Annotated in this window: 11 protein-coding genes; 8 read left to right on the top strand and 3 right to left on the bottom strand. The window is 75.2% G+C overall.

Features of this window, described 5'->3' with window-relative positions:
- The first annotated feature begins 290 nt into the window (after positions 1-290).
- From mtrA to CAE01nite_RS10680, 8 genes are all read left to right on the top strand, one after another.
- A complete protein-coding gene (mtrA, locus tag CAE01nite_RS10715; protein ID WP_146903830.1) occupies positions 291-974 on the top strand; it encodes an MtrAB system response regulator MtrA in 684 nt (227 codons plus the stop codon).
- Positions 971-2,650, top strand: a complete 1,680-nt coding sequence (gene mtrB / locus CAE01nite_RS10710) for an MtrAB system histidine kinase MtrB (RefSeq protein ID WP_307724992.1) — start codon at positions 971-973, stop codon at positions 2,648-2,650. Before mtrA ends, mtrB begins: the two co-directional genes overlap by 4 nt.
- Positions 2,647-4,344, top strand: coding sequence for an LpqB family beta-propeller domain-containing protein (locus CAE01nite_RS10705; RefSeq protein WP_146903827.1), 1,698 nt, complete (start codon positions 2,647-2,649; stop codon positions 4,342-4,344). Before mtrB ends, CAE01nite_RS10705 begins: the two co-directional genes overlap by 4 nt.
- Before the next feature lie 178 nt (positions 4,345-4,522).
- Entirely contained in the window at positions 4,523-5,455 is a 933-nt protein-coding gene (locus CAE01nite_RS10700) for a ComF family protein (RefSeq protein WP_186816529.1), read from the top strand.
- Between the two features lie 193 nt (positions 5,456-5,648).
- Entirely contained in the window at positions 5,649-6,302 is a 654-nt protein-coding gene (hpf, locus tag CAE01nite_RS10695; protein ID WP_146903825.1) for a ribosome hibernation-promoting factor, HPF/YfiA family, read from the top strand.
- 102 nt (positions 6,303-6,404) lie between these two features.
- On the top strand, positions 6,405-7,745 hold the full coding sequence (locus tag CAE01nite_RS10690; RefSeq protein WP_146903823.1) for a winged helix-turn-helix domain-containing protein: 1,341 nt from the start codon (positions 6,405-6,407) through the stop codon (positions 7,743-7,745).
- Positions 7,746-7,859: 114 nt separating this feature from the next.
- Positions 7,860-10,697: a preprotein translocase subunit SecA gene (gene secA, locus CAE01nite_RS10685; RefSeq protein WP_146903820.1), complete on the top strand. Its 2,838-nt coding sequence runs from the start codon at positions 7,860-7,862 to the stop codon at positions 10,695-10,697.
- Positions 10,698-10,967: 270 nt separating this feature from the next.
- Positions 10,968-14,210 (top strand): S8 family serine peptidase, encoded by a 3,243-nt coding sequence (locus tag CAE01nite_RS10680; protein WP_222595883.1) that lies wholly within the window; start codon positions 10,968-10,970, stop codon positions 14,208-14,210.
- 97 nt (positions 14,211-14,307) lie between these two features.
- Here the strand turns inward: CAE01nite_RS10680 and CAE01nite_RS10675 are convergent, their stop codons facing one another.
- The 3 genes from CAE01nite_RS10675 to CAE01nite_RS10665 form a co-directional block, all read right to left on the bottom strand.
- Positions 14,308-14,646: a hypothetical protein gene (locus CAE01nite_RS10675; protein ID WP_222595882.1), complete on the bottom strand. Its 339-nt coding sequence runs from the start codon at positions 14,644-14,646 to the stop codon at positions 14,308-14,310.
- Between the two features lie 416 nt (positions 14,647-15,062).
- The gene (locus CAE01nite_RS10670; RefSeq protein ID WP_146903813.1) at positions 15,063-15,539 is read right to left on the bottom strand and encodes an Rv3235 family protein; all 477 of its coding nucleotides are present in this window, start codon (positions 15,537-15,539) and stop codon (positions 15,063-15,065) included.
- 422 nt (positions 15,540-15,961) lie between these two features.
- On the bottom strand, positions 15,962-17,347 hold the full coding sequence (locus CAE01nite_RS10665) for a LysM peptidoglycan-binding domain-containing protein (RefSeq protein WP_146903810.1): 1,386 nt from the start codon (positions 17,345-17,347) through the stop codon (positions 15,962-15,964).
- Positions 17,348-17,367: the final 20 nt, after the last annotated feature.

Here is a 17,367-nt window from a genome sequence, read left to right as displayed (position 1 = left end):
GCTGGCCTCTTTCGCACAGGCGGCGGGGCCGCACGGGTCGCGGTGGTCGGTTCACGGAGCAGGTCGGGCGGCAGGTCGGGCGGCAGGTCGGGCGGCCGGTCGCAGGGGCTGGTCGGAGCGCCCGGTCGGGCACGCCGGGCCGCAGGTCGCCCGGCTGCGGCCATCGTGCCACGCGGGTCCGACGTCCACGGGCGTCCACCCGGGTGACGCCCGTCGCGGCGCCCGCACGGGGTGCCGTGTTTCCCCGGCCGTGGACCCGGGCGCGACCGCGGGGATGACACGATGGGGCCATGAAGGGACGTGTGCTGGTGGTCGACGACGACGTCGCGCTCGCGGAGATGATCGGGATCGTGCTGCGCTCGGAGGGCTTCGACCCGGTCCTGTGCGCGGACGGTGACGAGGCGCTGGGCATGTTCCGCCAGGTCCAGCCGGACCTGGTGCTGCTGGACCTCATGCTCCCCGGCAAGGACGGCACCGAGGTGTGCCGCCTCATCCGCGCGGAGTCCGGCGTCCCGATCGTCATGCTGACCGCCAAGAGCGACACGGTCGACGTCGTCCTGGGTCTGGAGTCGGGCGCCGACGACTACATCTCCAAGCCGTTCAAGCCCAAGGAGCTCGTCGCCCGGGTCCGGGCGCGCCTGCGCCGCAGCGACGAGCCGACCCCCGAGCACCTGGCCATCGGGGACCTGGAGATCGACGTCACCGGCCACCGGGTCACCCGGGGCGGGACCGCCATCCCGCTCACGCCGCTGGAGTTCGACCTGCTGGTCGCGCTGGCCCGCAAGCCGTGGCAGGTGTTCACCCGCGAGGTCCTGCTGGAGCGCGTCTGGGGCTACCGGCACGCGGCCGACACCCGGCTGGTCAACGTCCACGTGCAGCGGCTGCGGTCCAAGATCGAGGCCGACCCGGAGCGTCCCGAGATCGTCGTGACGGTGCGCGGGGTCGGCTACAAGGCGGGCGCGACCCCCCGGTGAGCCGGTTCTGGCGGCACACCCGGGTCCGCCTGCTGCTCCTCTCGCGCCGCGCGGTGCGCCGGTGGCGCTCGTCCCTGCAGGTGCGGGTCATCACCTCCACCCTGGTGATCGGCCTGGTGACGCTCCTGGTGCTGGGCGGGTTCCTGTCCGACCGTCTCCGGGACGGCCTCTTCGACCAGCGCCTGCGCGAGGTGCTCGACGAGAGCTCGCGCTCCACCCGCCAGGTGCAGGACACCTTCGACGCCGCCCCGGCCGACACCCAGGTCCAGCAGCTCTTCGTCGACCTCGTCCAGGGCCTGCAGGTGGGCGGCTCCGGCGAGCGCGACGTCTTCATCCAGCGGCCCGTCGGGCAGAACCCCGTGCTCGTGACGTCCGTGGCGTCGGACGAGCGGCTGGTGCCGCTCATCAGCGACGAGCTCCGCCGGCAGGTGTCCGGCGGCGACGGGCAGCGCTGGCAGCCCGTCGGCATCCCCGTCGGCGACCCCGTCGGGTCCCGGGTGGACCCCGGTGTCATGGTCGGGTCCCAGGTCGAGCTGCCCGGCAGCGGTCGCTACGAGCTCTACTACCTCTACACGCTGGCCCCCGAGCAGCGGACCCTGCGCTTCGTCCAGGGCGTGCTGGCAGCCGGCGCCGTCGCCGTCGTCGCGCTGCTCGGCGGCATGACGTGGCTGGTCACCCGGCAGACGGTCAGCCCGGTGCGCAGCGCCGCCCGGGTCGCCGAGCGCCTCGCGGACGGGCACCTCACCGAGCGGATGGAGGTCCGCGGGCAGGACGAGATGGCCACGCTGGCGCGGTCCTTCAACGAGATGGCCGAGTCCCTGCAGGTGCAGATCCGGCGGATGGAGGACCTGTCGGCGCTGCAGCGCAGGTTCGTCTCGGACGTGTCCCACGAGCTGCGCACCCCGCTGACCACGATCCGGATGGCCGGCGAGGTCCTGCACTCGGTGCGCGAGGACTTCCCCCCGGCCGCGCGGCGGTCCGCGGAGCTGCTGACCACGCAGCTGGACCGGTTCGAGGACCTGCTGGCGGACCTGCTGGAGATCAGCCGGTTCGACGCGGGGTTCGCCATGCTCGACGCCGAGGGTCGCGACGTGCGCGACGTCGTGGCGGCGGCGGTGGAGCAGGCACTGCCGCTCGCGTCGTCGAAGGGCACGTGGCTGCGGGTCGACATGCCCGACACCCGGTGCACCGCCGACATCGACCCCCGGCGCGTCGAGCGGATCCTGCGCAACCTGCTCGTCAACGCGATCGAGCACGCCGAGGGCACGGCGGTCGAGGTCACGGTCGGCCTGGACGCGCAGGCGGTCGCCGTGGTGGTGCGCGACCACGGCGTCGGGATGACCCCGGCGGAGGCCGAGCACGTGTTCGACCGGTTCTGGCGGGCGGACCCGGCGCGCGCCCGCACGACCGGCGGGACGGGGCTGGGCCTGGCGATCTCGCTGGAGGACGCGCACCTGCACGGCGGGTGGCTCGAGGCGTGGGGGCGCCGGGCGTACGGCGCGAGCTTCCGGCTCACGCTGCCGCGCCGGGCGGGCATCACGCTGACGTCCTCGCCGCTGCCGCTGGTGCCGGACCTCGCGTCCGACGACGTCCCGGACCTCGCGCTCGACGCGGCCGTCCGCCCGACGTCGGACCCGGCGTCCCTGCCGGACCTTGACCACCTGGAGGCACGATGAGCGCGGCACCCGCCCGGTTGCGACGCCGGCTCGCCGTCGTCGCGGTCTGGGCCGTGACGGTCCTGGTGGCGGGCTGCGTGTCCATCCCGACCGCCGGCCCGGTCGCCGAGGGCGACGGCACGGTGGACGAGCCCGGCAGCGTCTTCCCGCTCGCCTACAGCCCCCCGACCGACGCCTCGCCGACGGCGATCGTGCAGGGGTTCCTGTCCGCGTCGGCGGCGGGCCTGGGCGACAGCTACGCCGTGGCCCGGCAGTACCTCACCGCACCCGCCCGCACCTCGTGGGCCCCGGGCGAGGGCGTCGCCGTGTACTCCACGGCGGAGAACCTGGAGTTCGACGACTCGCGGGACTCGCAGGTCAGCGTCACGTTCCCCATGGTGGCGACGCTCGACGCCGACGGCCGGTACGCCGAGAGCCCGCCGAACGCCGAGCAGGACGCCGTCTTCGACCTCGTGCAGGACGCCCAGGGGCAGTGGCGGATCACCGCCCTGGACAACGGGGTCCTGCTGTCCCAGCCGATCTTCGACTCGGTCTACCGCGCCACGCCGCTGTACTTCCTCGGTCCCACCGCCGACGTCCTGGTGCCGGAGGTGCGCTGGTTCCCCGAGCGCAACACCGCCACGTACGCCGTGCGGGCGCTGCTCCAGGGGCCGTCGCCGTGGCTGCGCGACGCGGTGCGCACCGCCTTCCCGGAGGGCACCGCTCTCGCGCTCGAGTCCGTGCCCGTGGGCGCGGACGGCACGGCGACGGTCGACCTCAGCGCGGCGGTGGCCGCCGCGGGCACGGACGACCGCGCGCTCATGAAGGCCCAGCTCGCCGAGGTGCTCGAGCTGCCCGGCATCCGCGACGTCGCGGTGTCCATCGCCGGGCTGCCCATGGTGGAGCCGGAGCCCGCGGAGCTGCGGCGCGACCCGTCCCCGGGGACGGTGGCGCGGATGATCCGCGACGGCCAGGTCCTTCAGCTCGACGGTGACGAGCCGACCTTCGCCGCCGACGTCGCGCCGCTCGCCGTCCCCGACCCCCACGGGCTCGCGTGGGCACGGGACGGCGGCCCGACCGTGCTGCTGTCCGGCGCCGACACCCTGGTGCTGGCGCCGGCCCCGGGGGGCGCGCCGCGTGCCCTGGTCCAGGGGCCCGCGCTGGTCGCGCCCTCCGTCGACCCGGCGTCGTGGGTGTGGACGGGCCCGTCGCAGTCCGCCGGCCGCCTCACCGCCGTGCAGGTCGACGGACCCGTGGTCGACGTGGGCGCGGAGTGGCTCGACGGGCGGGTGGTGCGCTCGCTGCGGGTGTCCCGCGACGGCGCGCGGGTCGCGATCGTGTCCGCCGGCCCGGACGGTGTGACCGTCGACGTGGCGGGCGTGGTGCGGGACGGGTCCGGCACGCCGCAGCGCCTGACGGAGCGGATGCGCGTCGGCGCACGGCTGCTGACGGCCACGCAGGTCGCCTGGCTGGACGAGTCGACGCTCGCCGTGCTCGGGACGAGCGGGACGATGACCGGTCCCACGGTCCACCTGGTCCCGACCGCCGGACCCACGCGCCCGCTGCCGGCGATCGACGGCGCGGTGTCCCTCGCCGCCGGCCGCGGGGAGCGGGCGCTGTACGTCGCGACCGACGCCGGGGTGCTGCTGACCCTGCGCGGGACGTCCTGGGTCGAGGTCGTCACGGGCGTGCAGTCGCCCGCGTTCCCCGGCTGAGGACGGCCGCGCCGGCTGCCGCCGACGCCGTCCTCGGCCGAGGTCGAGGCTGACCCGGGGTGACCGCCCCGCGTGTCGACCCCCGCGTGTCGACCCCGGGCGGCCCGCGAGCGCGGTCGTCCACCGCGGCCCCGCGGTGCCCTGGTGGGGCGCTCCGGCCGCCGGGGACCCTGGCGCGGTGAGCGTCCCTGATGCGGGTGCGGACCCGTCTCCGCCGCCGCGCTCCAGGGGCGGGTGGCGGGCAGGGCTCGTCCGTGCCGCCCGCGACCTGGCAGGGCTCGTCGTCCCGGTGGAGTGCGCCGGGTGCGGGCTGCTGGACGTGCCGCTGTGCGCGGCGTGCCGGGCGATGCTGGACGGTCCGGCGTGGCGGTGCGAGGCCGGCGCGCCGCGGCTGGACCGGGTGGGACGAGCCCCGCTGCCGGTGTGGACGCTGACCGCGTACACCGGGGCGGTGCGCGAGCTGGTGGTGGCGTGGAAGGACCGCGGGCGCGTCGACCTGACCCCGGTCCTGACCGCGGCGCTCGCCGCGGCGGCGCGGGACGTCGCCCCGGTGCTCCGGGCGGCCGGTGCGACCGGCGCGGCAGGGCCGGCTCGGCCGGCCGGATCCGCGGGGCCCCCCGGGCCGGCCGGCGCCGGGCCACCGCTGCTCGTGGTGCCCGCGCCGTCGTCCGGGGCCGCCCGACGCCGACGCGGCGTCGACCTCACCGGCCGCCTGGCCGTCGCCGTGGCGCGAGCGTGCACGACCCACGGCGTGCCGGCGTCGGCGGCGCCCGTGCTGGTGCAGCGCCGTGGGGCGCGGGACCAGGTGGGCCTGGGGGCGCGGGCCCGGCGCAGCAACGTCGGCGGCCGCATCCGCTGGCGCCGGGGCGCCGCGCGACCCGCCGCGGGGCAGCCGGTGCTGCTCGTCGACGACGTGCTGACCACCGGCGCCACGCTCGCGGCCTGCGACGACGTGGTCCGTGGGGCCGGTGCGCGGGTCGTCGCGGCACTCACCCTGGCCGCCACACCACCGCCCGGGCGGCGGGCCGCCCAGGCGCCCGTCGCGCTGCAGAGAGCCTGCGCCCGGAGCGTGCCGTCTCACGATCCGGTCACGACAACCCCCGCGTGGTGACCCCCAAGAGTCGGGTCTACGGTGGGCCGCAGAGCCGGTCCAGGGCCGTCGGTGCAGAGCTCGCCGACCTCCCCGGGGGTGGACCGCGCGCCCCGTAGCGCGGAGGAGGTGGTGCAGACCCGACCGCCCTCCCAGGGCGCGTCCGCTATCCCGCCGGGCGGCTGAGCCCGCCCCGAAACACCCGGAGGTCCTCATGGACATTGTCGTCGTCGGCCGGCACGCAGAGCTGCCCGAGAAGTTCCGCCGTCACGTGGACGAGAAGCTGGCCAAGGTCGAGCAGCTGGCGCCACGCGCCCAGCGGATCGACGTGGAGGTCACCCACGAGAACAACCCCCGACTCGCCGGCATCCGCGAACGGGTCGAGCTGACGGTGGTGGACAGCGGTCCCGTGGTCCGTGCCGAGGCGACCGCCGACGACCGGTACGCCGCCCTCGACCTCGCCGCCGGCAGGCTGCTCGAACGGCTCCGTCGCAACCGCGACCGACGCAAGGGGCACCGCGGCAACACTCCTCTCACCCCCGTCGACGTGCGCCCACCGGAACCCGTCGTCGACACCGAGCCCGCTCCCGCCCCCGCACCCGGGGAAGCGGTCGAGCACGTGCTCGGGGACTCGCCGGTCGTCATCCGCGAGAAGGTCCACGAGGCCCACCCGATGACCGTGGACGACGCGCTGTACGAGATGGAGATGGTGGGACACGACTTCTACCTGTTCATCGACGCCGAGACGGCGCAGCCGTCGGTCGCCTACCGGCGCCACGGCTGGTCGTACGGGGTCATCAAGCTCGACACCCCGGTGATGCGCGCCGGCCTCGCCGGCTCAGCCGGGCAGGCGGCCGCGGCGGGCTGACGCACGGGGTCCGGCGCGCACGCGGTCCGGCGCGCACGGTCGCGTGCGCGCCGGTCGGGTGCAGGTCCGGGCGATGTGGGTGCGGGGCGGGAGGATGGGCGCATGCTCTCCTCCCGCCCCGTCGACGTCCTGAGCCTGGGCCAGGCCCGCCGGGTGGCGCTCGGCGCGCAGGGCCTGGACCGCCCCCGGCCCGCCGCCGGCAGCCGCGTGACCATGCGCCAGCTGCAGGGTGTGGTCGACCGGCTCGGGCTGCTGCAGATCGACTCGGTGAACGTCCTCGCCCGGGCGCACCTCATGCCCGTCTACTCCCGGCTCGGCGCCTACGACGTCGGGCTGATCGACCGGGCCTCGGGCACGCCGCCGCGCCGGCTCGTGGAGTACTGGGCGCACGTGGCGTCGTACGTCCCGCCGACGACGTACCGGCTGCTGGAGTGGCGCCAGCGCCGGTACGCCACCGAGGCGTGGGGGTCGATCAGCGGTGTGGCCCTGAGCCACTCCGGCATCGTCGCGGAGATCCGCGAGCTGCTCACCGAGCGCGGGCCGATGACCGCGAGCGAGGTGCACGCCCTGTACGAGGCGGACCATCCGCGCACCCGCACCGAGTGGGGCTGGAACTGGACCGTCGCCAAGCGTGCGCTGGAGTTCCTGTTCTTCACCGGTGAGGTCACGTCCGCGCGGCGCAACGCGGCGTTCGAGCGGCTGTACGACCTCACCGAGCGGGTGCTCCCGCCCGAGGTGGTGGCCGCGCCGCCGGTCGCCGAGGACGACGCCGTCCGGGCGCTGGTGGAGATCTCGGCGCGGGCTCACGGCGTCGGGACGCTGTCGTGCCTGGCCGACTACTTCCGGCTGCGGCAGGGCCCCACCCGCAAGGCCGTCGACGAGCTCGTGGAGGACGGCGTCCTGCTGCCCGTGGCGGTCCGCGGCTGGGACCGGCCCGCCTGGCTGCACGCCGACGCCCGACGTCCCCGCGCGGCGACCGCGCGGACCCTGCTGAGTCCCTTCGACCCGCTGGTGTTCGAACGGCGCCGGCTGCAGGAGCTGTTCGGCATGCACTACCGGATCGAGATCTACGTCCCGGCCGAGCAGCGTGTGCACGGGTACTACGTGCTGCCGTTCCTGCTCGGCGAGCAGCTGTGCGCCCGGGTGGACCTCAAGGCCGACCGTGCGGTCCGGGTGCTGCGGGTGGTCGCGGCCCACGCCGAGCCCGGCGCGCCGCCCGAGACGACGTCGGCGCTGGCGGCCGAGCTGCGCGAGATGGCGTCGTGGCTGGGGCTGGACGACGTCGTGGTCGGGCCCGAGCGGGGGGACCTGGCGTCGCGGCTGGCGGCCGAGCTGGCCGGACCGGGGCACGGCGTCGTGGTCGCACCGACCGCCGGTGCGGCGGGGGAGCAGGCCGCGACCTCCCCCCGCGGGAGGGCAGATCCTGGTCGGCCGCTCGCCTAGGATGGGCAGGTCTGTCGAGGCGATGTCGCACAACCGCTGCGGCTCGCGGAGCCAGCCGAACACGGTCCGCCCGGCCACCCGGCCGCGGACGACGGATGACCATGGGAGTCACGCGTGCCTGCGATCCTCGAGAAGGTCCTGCGCTTCGGTGAGGGACGGATCGTCAAGAAGCTGTCCGGCCTCGCGGCGCAGGTCAACGCGCTGGAGGACAGCTTCACCGCGCTGTCCGACACCGAGCTGCGCGAGGAGACCGACCGGTTCAAGGCACGCCTGGCCGAGGGCGAGACGCTCGACGACCTGCTCCCCGAGGCGTTCGCCGCGGTCCGCGAGGCCGCCCGGCGCACGCTCGGCCAGCGGCACTTCGACGTGCAGCTCATGGGTGGGGCGGCCCTGCACCTGGGCAACATCGCCGAGATGAAGACCGGCGAGGGCAAGACCCTGGTGGCGACCGCGCCGGCGTACCTCAACGCGCTGTCCGGCAAGGGCGTGCACGTCGTCACGGTCAACGACTACCTGGCCAGCTACCAGGCCGAGCTCATGGGCCGGGTCTACCGGTTCCTCGGCCTGACCAGCGGCGTCATCCTGTCCGGGCAGACGCCCGCCGAGCGGCGCGAGCAGTACGCGTGCGACATCACCTACGGGACCAACAACGAGTTCGGCTTCGACTACCTGCGCGACAACATGGCGTGGACGACCGAGGAGCTGGTCCAGCGCGGCCACAACTTCGCCATCGTCGACGAGGTCGACTCCATCCTCATCGACGAGGCCCGCACCCCGCTGATCATCTCCGGCCCCGCGTCCGGCGACGCGAACCGCTGGTACGCCGAGTTCGCCAAGGTCGCCCGCCGCCTCCAGGCCGAGCGCGACTACGAGGTTGACGAGAAGAAGCGCACGGTCGGCGTGCTGGAGTCCGGCATCGAGCGCGTCGAGGACTACCTCGGCATCGAGAACCTCTACGAGTCCCTCAACACCCCGCTGATCGGCTTCCTCAACAACGCCATCAAGGCCAAGGAGCTGTTCAAGCGGGACAAGGACTACGTCGTGATGAACGGCGAGGTGCTCATCGTCGACGAGCACACCGGCCGCATCCTGGCCGGCCGCCGCTACAACGAGGGCATGCACCAGGCCATCGAGGCCAAGGAGGGCGTGGTCATCAAGGCCGAGAACCAGACCCTCGCCACGATCACGCTGCAGAACTACTTCCGCCTGTACTCCAAGCTCGCCGGGATGACCGGCACGGCCGAGACCGAGGCCGCCGAGTTCCAGGGCACCTACAAGCTCGGTGTCGTCCCGATCCCCACGAACCGGCCCATGCAGCGCCTGGACCAGGGGGACCTGGTCTACAAGGGCGTGGACGGCAAGTTCGACGCCGTCGTCGCCGACATCGTCGAGCGTCACGCCAAGGGCCAGCCGGTCCTGGTGGGCACGACGAGCGTCGAGAAGAGCGAGCTCCTCTCGGCCAAGCTGCGCAAGCAGGGCGTGCCGCACGAGGTCCTCAACGCCAAGCAGCACGCGCGCGAGGCGTCGATCGTCGCCCAGGCCGGCCGCAAGGGCGCCGTCACGGTGGCGACGAACATGGCCGGCCGCGGGACCGACATCATGCTCGGCGGCAACGCCGAGTTCATGGCCATCGCCGACCTCGCGGCACGCGGCCTGAACCCCGCCGAGACGCCGGAGGAGTACGAGGCCGCGTGGCCGTCCGCCCTGGAGAAGGCGCACGAGGCGGTCAAGGCCGAGCACGAGGAGGTCGTCGAGCTCGGCGGGCTGTACGTGCTCGGGACGGAGCGGCACGAGTCGCGGCGCATCGACAACCAGCTGCGCGGGCGGTCCGGACGCCAGGGTGACCCGGGCGAGTCCCGCTTCTACCTGTCGCTGCAGGACGACCTCATGCGCCTGTTCAACTCCGGGATGGCCGAGTCGCTGATGACCCGCGCCGGGTTCCCGGACGACATGCCGCTCGAGTCCAAGATGGTCACGCGCGGGATCATGAGCGCGCAGTCGCAGGTCGAGTCCCGCAACTTCGAGATCCGCAAGAACGTCCTGAAGTACGACGACGTCCTGTCGCGCCAGCGCTCGGTGATCTACGCCGAGCGCCGCCGCGTGCTCGACGGCGAGGACATGGGCGACCAGGTCCAGCACTTCATCTCCGACGTCATCACCGCCTACGTCGGCGGCGCCACGGCCGAGGGGTCGCCGGAGACCTGGGACCTCGAGGCCCTGTGGACGGCGCTCAAGGCCGTGTACCCGGTGTCCATCACGGTCGAGGAGGTCGTCGAGGAGGCCGGTGGGCCGACCCGCGTCTCGGCCGAGATGCTCACCACCGAGCTGCTCAGCGACGCCCGGCACGCCTACGCCGAGCGCGAGGAGCAGATCGGCGCGGACAACATGCGCCAGCTCGAGCGTCGCGTCGTGCTCAGCGTCCTGGACCGCAAGTGGCGCGAGCACCTCTACGAGATGGACTACCTCAAGGAGGGCATCGGGCTGCGCGCGATGGCCCAGCGCGACCCGCTGGTGGAGTACCAGCGCGAGGGCTTCCAGCTGTTCGGGGCGATGACGGAGGCGATCAAGGAGGAGTCGGTCGGCTTCCTGTTCAACCTCGAGGTCAAGGTGACGCCCGCGCCGGAGGACGGTCCGGCCATCACGGCCGCGTCGGCGGCCCAGGCGGCCGCGAGCGCGGGTGCGGCGGCCGCCGGGCCCCGCAGGTCCGCCGACGACGAGGTGGACACGCTGCCGGCCCCGAGCGGCACGCTCGTCGCCAAGGGACTCGACGGCCCCGACCGGAGCGCCCCGCTGCAGTACACCGCACCGACGGTCGACGGGGACGCCGACGTCAAGACGGTCACCGCCGACGGCCGGACCGGAGCGCCTGCTGCGGCCGGCAACGGCGGCTCCGCCGCCGGCAACCGGGGGGACCGCCGCAAGGCCGAGCGTGAGGGCCGCAGGAAGCCCTGACGGCGCCGGGCCCACCGCGCACCGCCGCCCGACGGCCGAGCCCTCGACGGGCCGGCCGGAGGGCGGCGGACGGGGCGCGCCCGCACGCCGGCGGTGGCCCTGGACTGCGGTGACGGTCCGGCGTGGTGCGTGCGGGCAGGACGGTGCGGGTGAGGCAGGATCTGCGGACCAGACGTCCCCCGCAGAAGTGGAAACCGCGTGTTCCTTCCCAGATCAGCGTCCCGCCGACGTACCGCTGTCGCAGGACTTGCTGCCGCTCTCCTCAGCACCATGATCGCCACCGCGCCGACGGCCGGTGCTGCCGTCGAGGACCCGCCCGTCGCCGTGACCCCGCCGCCGGACGGCGGCCAGCCGCCCGGCGAGGTCGGGACCGACGGGAAGGCGGACGCCAACGACAAGCTCGGTGACCACGACCGCGAGCTGCTCGCCGAGGCGCAGGCCGGCGGCGAGGAGGCCGTGACCGTGCTGCTGGCCACCGAGGCCGGCCAGGCGCCGGCCGTGGCCGAGCAGGTGGCCGGCCTCGGTGGTGACGTCGGGTTCACGGACGACGAGCTCGGCTACGTGCGCGCGCAGCTGCCGACCGGCGCGGTCGAGAAGGCCGCGTCGTCGGACAGCGTCCTGCGGGTGGACCTCAACGAGGGGCTGGCCCTGCCCGACCCGACGGCGGACGAGCGCCGCGAGGCGCGGCGGCCCGGATCGGCGCCGGTGCCCGGCCCGAGCGCGCAGACCCCCGTCCGGAACCCGTACATGCCGACCGCCGAGATCGGCGCCGCGTCGTTCGTCCGCAGCCACCCGGAGTGGGACGGCCGCGGTGTCACGATCGGGATCCTGGACAGCGGGGTCGACCTCGACCACCCGTCCCTGCAGACGACGTCGACCGGCGAGCGCAAGATCGTCGACTGGGTCACCGCGACGGACCCGCTGGTCGACGGCGACCCCACCTGGCGGGCCATGCGCGCCGTCGTGGCGGGCCCGACGTTCGCCTACCAGGGGTCGACGTGGACGGCCCCTGCCGGCGACTTCCGCATCAACCGGTTCTCCGAGGCCATCACCGCCGGCTCCGAGGTCGGCGGCGACGTCAACCGCGACGGGGACACCACGGACGTCTGGGGCGTGCTGTACCGGGCGTCCGACAACGCGATCTGGGTCGACACCGACCAGGACCTGGACTTCACCGACGAGGAGCTGCGGCGCCCGTACGGCGAGGCGTTCCAGGTCGGTCACCTCGGGACCGACGACCCGGCGACCGCCGTGCAGGAGAGCATGCCGTTCGTGGTCGAGTTCCGCGAGGACGTCGACCTGACGCCTGCGGGCTTCGCCGGCCAGACGGCCGACTTCGTCAACATCGGGATCGTCGAGGCCGCCCACGGCTCCCACGTCGCCGGGATCGCCGCGGGCAACGCGCTGTTCGGCGGGGACGTCTCCGGCGCCGCGCCGGGTGCGACGCTCGTGTCCAGCCGCGCCTGCACCTGGAGCGGCAGCTGCACGGCGGTCGCCCTGGTGGAGGGCATGATCGACCTGGTCCGCAACCGCGGGGTCGACGTGGTCAACATGTCGATCGGCGGGCTGCCGGCGCTGAACGACGGCAACAACGCCCGAGCGCTGCTCTACAACCGCCTCATCGCCGAGACCGGCGTGCAGATCTTCCTGTCGGCGGGGAACAGCGGCCCGGGGCTCAACACCGTCGGTGACCCCGGCGTGGCCACGGACGCCGTCGCCGTCGGGGCGGCGGTCTCACGCGACACGTACCTGGCGAACTACGGCGCCGCCGTCTCGGCGGACCAGGCGCTGTTCACCTTCTCCTCGCGCGGCCCGCGGGAGGACGGCGGGCTCAAGCCCAACATCACGGCGCCCGGGTCGGCGATCTCGACCGTGCCGCTGTGGCAGGAGGGTGGGCCGGTGCCGGAGGCCGGGTACGACCTGCCGCCCGGCTACGCGATGTTCAACGGCACGTCCATGGCCTCGCCCATGGCGGCCGGCGGCGCGGCCCTGCTGCTGTCCGCGGCCCGCGCGGAGGAGATCGCGGTCACCCCGGCGCAGCTGCGCAAGGCCATCTACAGCTCGGCCGACTTCGAGCGCGGGCTGCCCAGCTACGAGCAGGGACTGGGGCAGCTGGACGTCCCCGACGCGTGGTCGCTGCTGCGGCGCGCCGACCGGCTCGAGCCGGTCGGGTACGAGGTGACCGCCCCGGTCTGCACCCCGCTGTCCGGGCTGCTCGCGACGCCGCACGTGGGCACGGGCGTCTACGACCGCTGCCCCGCTTCCGCCGGGGGCGCGGTGCCCGGGACCCAGAAGACCTACGAGGTCACGGTGACGCGGACGTCCGGCGACGCCGGCGACCGCGTGCACACCGTGTCCCTGCTGAGTGACGACGGCACCTTCCGGGCGCCTCGCACCGTGCGTCTGCCGCTGGACGTCCCGGTGACCATCCCGGTCCGGGCCAACCCGGCGAGCGGTGCGCACGGCGCCGTGCTCCAGCTCGACGACCCCCGTGTGCTGGGGGTCGAGCAGTCCGTCTCGCTGGTGGTGGTGGCGTCCGACGAGCTCGCGGCGCCGTCGTTCGGGTGGGAGACCTCCGGCAGCGTCGAGCGTGCGCGCACGCAGAGCCACTTCGTCACGGTGCCCGAGGGCGCGGCGGCGCTCCGGGTCAACCTGACCGGCATCGCCGCGGGGAGCCAGACCCGCTTCATCGCGATCAACCCGAACGGCATCGCGGTCGACCCGACCGCGAGCTCGCAGTGCTTCACCAACTTCTCCGACGTCACGGCGTGCGACCCGTCGGCGCGGACGTACGCGGACCCGGCTCCGGGGGTGTGGGAGATCGAGGTCGAGGCTCGCCGGACGACGCCGACCCTGGCCAACCCGTACGTCGTGGGCGCCGGCGTCCTCGGGGTCGAGGTCGAGCCCGCCGTGACGGAGATCGAGTCGGCCGGACTCGGTGAGGTGCTCCCGCTCGCCTGGACGGTCACCAACACGTTCGGCGAGACGACCGTGGCCGGTCAGGGCGGTCCGCTGGGCAGCGGCGCCCGGAGCCGGCAGACGGTCGCCGACGGCGCGACGCAGGAGTACGCCGTCGACGTGCCGGAGGGCGCGGAGCGGCTGGACGTCAGCATCGGGTCGCCGTCCGACGCGCGGGCCGACCTCGACCTGGTCGTGCTCCTCGACGGCGTGCAGGTGGCCATCGACGCGGACGGCGACTCCGAGGAGTCGGTGTCCATCACCGACCCGGCGCCCGGCACCTACACGGTGCTGGTCGACGGGTTCGAGGTGCCGGCCGGGACGACCGAGTTCGACTACCTGGACGTCTTCTACGCCGGCTCGCTGGGCGAGCTGGCGGTGACGTCGGCGCCGGTCACGCTCGCGCCCGGGGCGACCACCGAGATCACCGGCACGGTGACCGTCGGCGCCGTCCCGGCCGCGGGTCGGTCGCTGTTCGGCACCATGTCGGTCGTCACCGGCGACGGTGCGGTGGTCGGGACCGGCAGCGTGCTGGTCCGGGAGGTCCGCCCCTGACGACGGGCTCGTCAGCAGCACACGGGAGGCCCGCGACGGACGTCGCGGGCCTCCCGTGCGCCCGGGCGTTGAGCGTCGAGTCAGCGGGTCGGGGGCGTCAGCGCGCCGTCACCGTCCGGACCAGCAGCGGCGTGCCCTGCTGGCAGGTCGTCATCACGTCCTCGGCGAGCGTGCCCTCGACGGTGACCTCGGCCCCGACGGGCAGCTGGTCGGGGAACCCGAGCAGCAGGTACGTCGTCCCCCCGTCCTCCAGGAGCAGGCAGCCGTGCTCGACCCCCTGCGTGACCGTCCCGGTGGCCTGGACCGGTGTCCCGGTCGCAGCGGGCAGGGGGAGGTCCTCGGGCAGGTCCTCGGACCCGGGTGTGGACGCCGGCGGCGGCGTGGTGGGGACGGACGTGGGTGCGGGACCCGGTCCCGGCGGCGTCGGGGACGACATGGGTGAGGGGACCTCCGATCCCGGCCCAGCACCGCAGCCGGCGAGTGTGCCGAGGAGGACGAGCGCCACCGCGGCGGTCGACGTGCGTCGTGGCCGGGATCCTGCGCGTGTCACGGGCCCACGCTAACCCGGGCCCCGGTCCCGGCCGTTCCCTCGAGCAGGGGTCGCGAGGCCGTGAGTCGCGTCCCGGGCGTCCCGAGCCGGCTTCCCGGCACGAATCCCCGGCGGCCCCGGCTCGCACCTCGGCACAGACGCCGGCACGCATTCCGGCGCGCACCTCGACACACCTCGGGAACGGACCCCGGCACGCACCTCAACACGCCTCCGGCACGGACGCCGGCACGCACCCCGGCACGCAACCGGCACGGACGCCGGCCGTGCATTGGCTGCGTGCCGCCGCTGCCGCGTTGTCCGACTCAGCCGATCTCCATGGCGACGGCCCGCCACCGCCCCCGGTGGCCCTCGAGCCGGACGGCGACCGCGCGGACCCGCGGGCCGTCGTCGACGACGACCGACGCCTCGGCCACCTCCTCGCCGATCCGGAACAGCCGTATCCGGCGGATGCCCGCTCGTGACGCCGTCGGCCGACCGGCTCGCTGGACCAGCTCGGCACGCAGCTGGAGCAGGTCGTAGACCTCGGGGGAGACCCACCGCGTCAGCTGGGCGAGCGGGCGGACGCCCCGGAGGCCCTCGACCGCCGCCTGCACCATCGCGCAGCACAGCGGGGTCGGGTCGGGCAGCGGTCCGGTCGGTGCCGGCGTCTCCACGCCCGGGTAGGTGGTCCGGGCGTGCCGGGCCAGCGCACCCGCCGCCGGGCTGCCGAGGACGGGCGGCACGCCGTGGGCCGGTGCCGTGGCGCGCAGGGGCTGTGCGGACGGCTCGCTTCGGGGCACGAGCCGGACGGTGACCGGGTGCGGAGGCGTCGGCGGGTGCTCGTCGGGTCCGGCGTCGTCCGGGGTGCCGGTCGTCGCGTGGACCGGTGTGCCGGGGCCGGTGGGTCGCCCGGTCGCCGAGCCGGGGTCGGACGCGTCGCGCCCCCGTTCGGGCCCGTCGGGCGCCCCGCCGGACCCGGGCCCATCGGCAGCAGGGCCGGGCCCGCCGGGCGTCCCGTGCCCCTCCGACGCCCCCGAAGGTCGGGTGACCGGCGCGGCTCGGTCCGGCCCCCGCCGGACGTCCGCCTCGTCGAGGTCGTCCGCCCCGTCCGGATCGACGGGCGGACGGGCGAGCGCGAGGGGGACCCGGTCCTGACGGACGTCGCGGCCGTCGACCGTCCGGAGGTCCACGCGGGCGGCGACGGCGGAGTGCGAGACGGCGCTCACGACGCCCCTCCCTTCATGACGGCGACGTCGGTTGCTCCGGGGTGCACGAGGCGCTGCCCCGGCTCGATGACATCGGGATCGGGACCGATCACGTCGCTGTTGGCCGCGTACCAGCGCGGCCAGGCGGCGGCGACGTCCGCGGCCGTGGCGCCGGTGGGCAGGAAGTCCGCGGCGATGCCCCACAGGGTGTCGCCGGGCTGGACGGTGACCGCGGCGATCGGGGCGGCCGCCGTCCCGCTCCGTGCCGCCGGCATCGCGCTCGACACAGGCGGAGCGGTGGTGCCCGTCGCCGGGGCAGCGGCGGTGGCCGGTCCGGTGGACGTGCGGACGGCGGCCGGAGCGGTCGGGTCGAGGCTGTCCCGCACGGGCGCCGACGGGGTGCTCGTCGCAGGGGAGCCCGCCGCCGGTGTGCGTGCGGTTCCGGCCCCGGTATCGCCCGGCGGGACCGCCGCCGGCGAGCCGTCCCCGGTGCCGCTCTGCGCGCCCGGGCTCCCTGGGGCGACCGAGATGGTGGCCGGCGTGCCCGGTCCGTCGACCGGCTCTCCGGCAGGGGCGTCCGGTCCGACGGTCGAGCCGCTCGGCCGAGGGCTCGTCGTGGACGCCGGTGCGGGTATCGGTGCGTCGCCGCCCGAGGAGGGGGCGCCCGGTGCAGGAGTGGGTGCCGCCCGGATCAGACCCGGGCTCGCACTCGGGGTGACAGGTGCGGCGCCGGTGCCCGGCGGCAGGTCGTCGACGGCCTCGGTCCCGTCCGTCACCGGCTCCCGCGCGACGGTCGCGCTCCCCGCGCCACCGGCCGCGCCGCCCACCGTGCCACCTGCCCCCCGCACCGCGCCAACCGCTGTCGAGGACGCTTCCGGTGTGCTGGCCGGGACACCGCCCGGTGGCAGCTCGGACGTCGACCACGGTGGTGCCGAGACGGTCGGGGCCCAGCCGAGATCGACGGGAGGCGGGGACGACTGCGCGACGGCGGGCAGCGCGGCGCCGGCGAGGGCGATGCTCGTCCCTGCGGACAGCGCGATCGCGCGGCGGACCGCCGCCGGAGCGGTCCGGGCGACGAGTCGCTCGCCCGCCCGCCAGCGGTACCCGAGGCCGCGTGCCGCCAGGCACCCGACGGCGGCGACCAGCCCGACCGACCACCACGTGCCCACCGCCGCCCCGGTCAGCACGACGCCTCCCGCCACGAGGTCCTCGACGCGGGTCACCGCCAGCGCCGCGCTCAGCCCATCTCCGGAGCCGAGGACCGAACCGACCCCCCGGACGACGGCCAGCGCCCGCCTGACCAGCCAGGCCGTCAGCGCCGGCGTCACGACGGCCGCGAGCACGACGCCGCCCGTGGTGCCGTGCGCCCCGCCCCGGGTCTCTCGCCGTATGTTTGCCGTCATACCCGCCGCCTCGTTGGATG

Origin of the sequence: Cellulomonas aerilata, from assembly GCF_007991755.1 — a bacterium.
Taxonomy (GTDB): Bacteria; Actinomycetota; Actinomycetes; order Actinomycetales; family Cellulomonadaceae; genus Pengzhenrongella; species Pengzhenrongella aerilata.
Note: the sequence above shows the minus strand (reverse complement) of the source record. Positions and strands in the feature narration are given on the sequence as shown.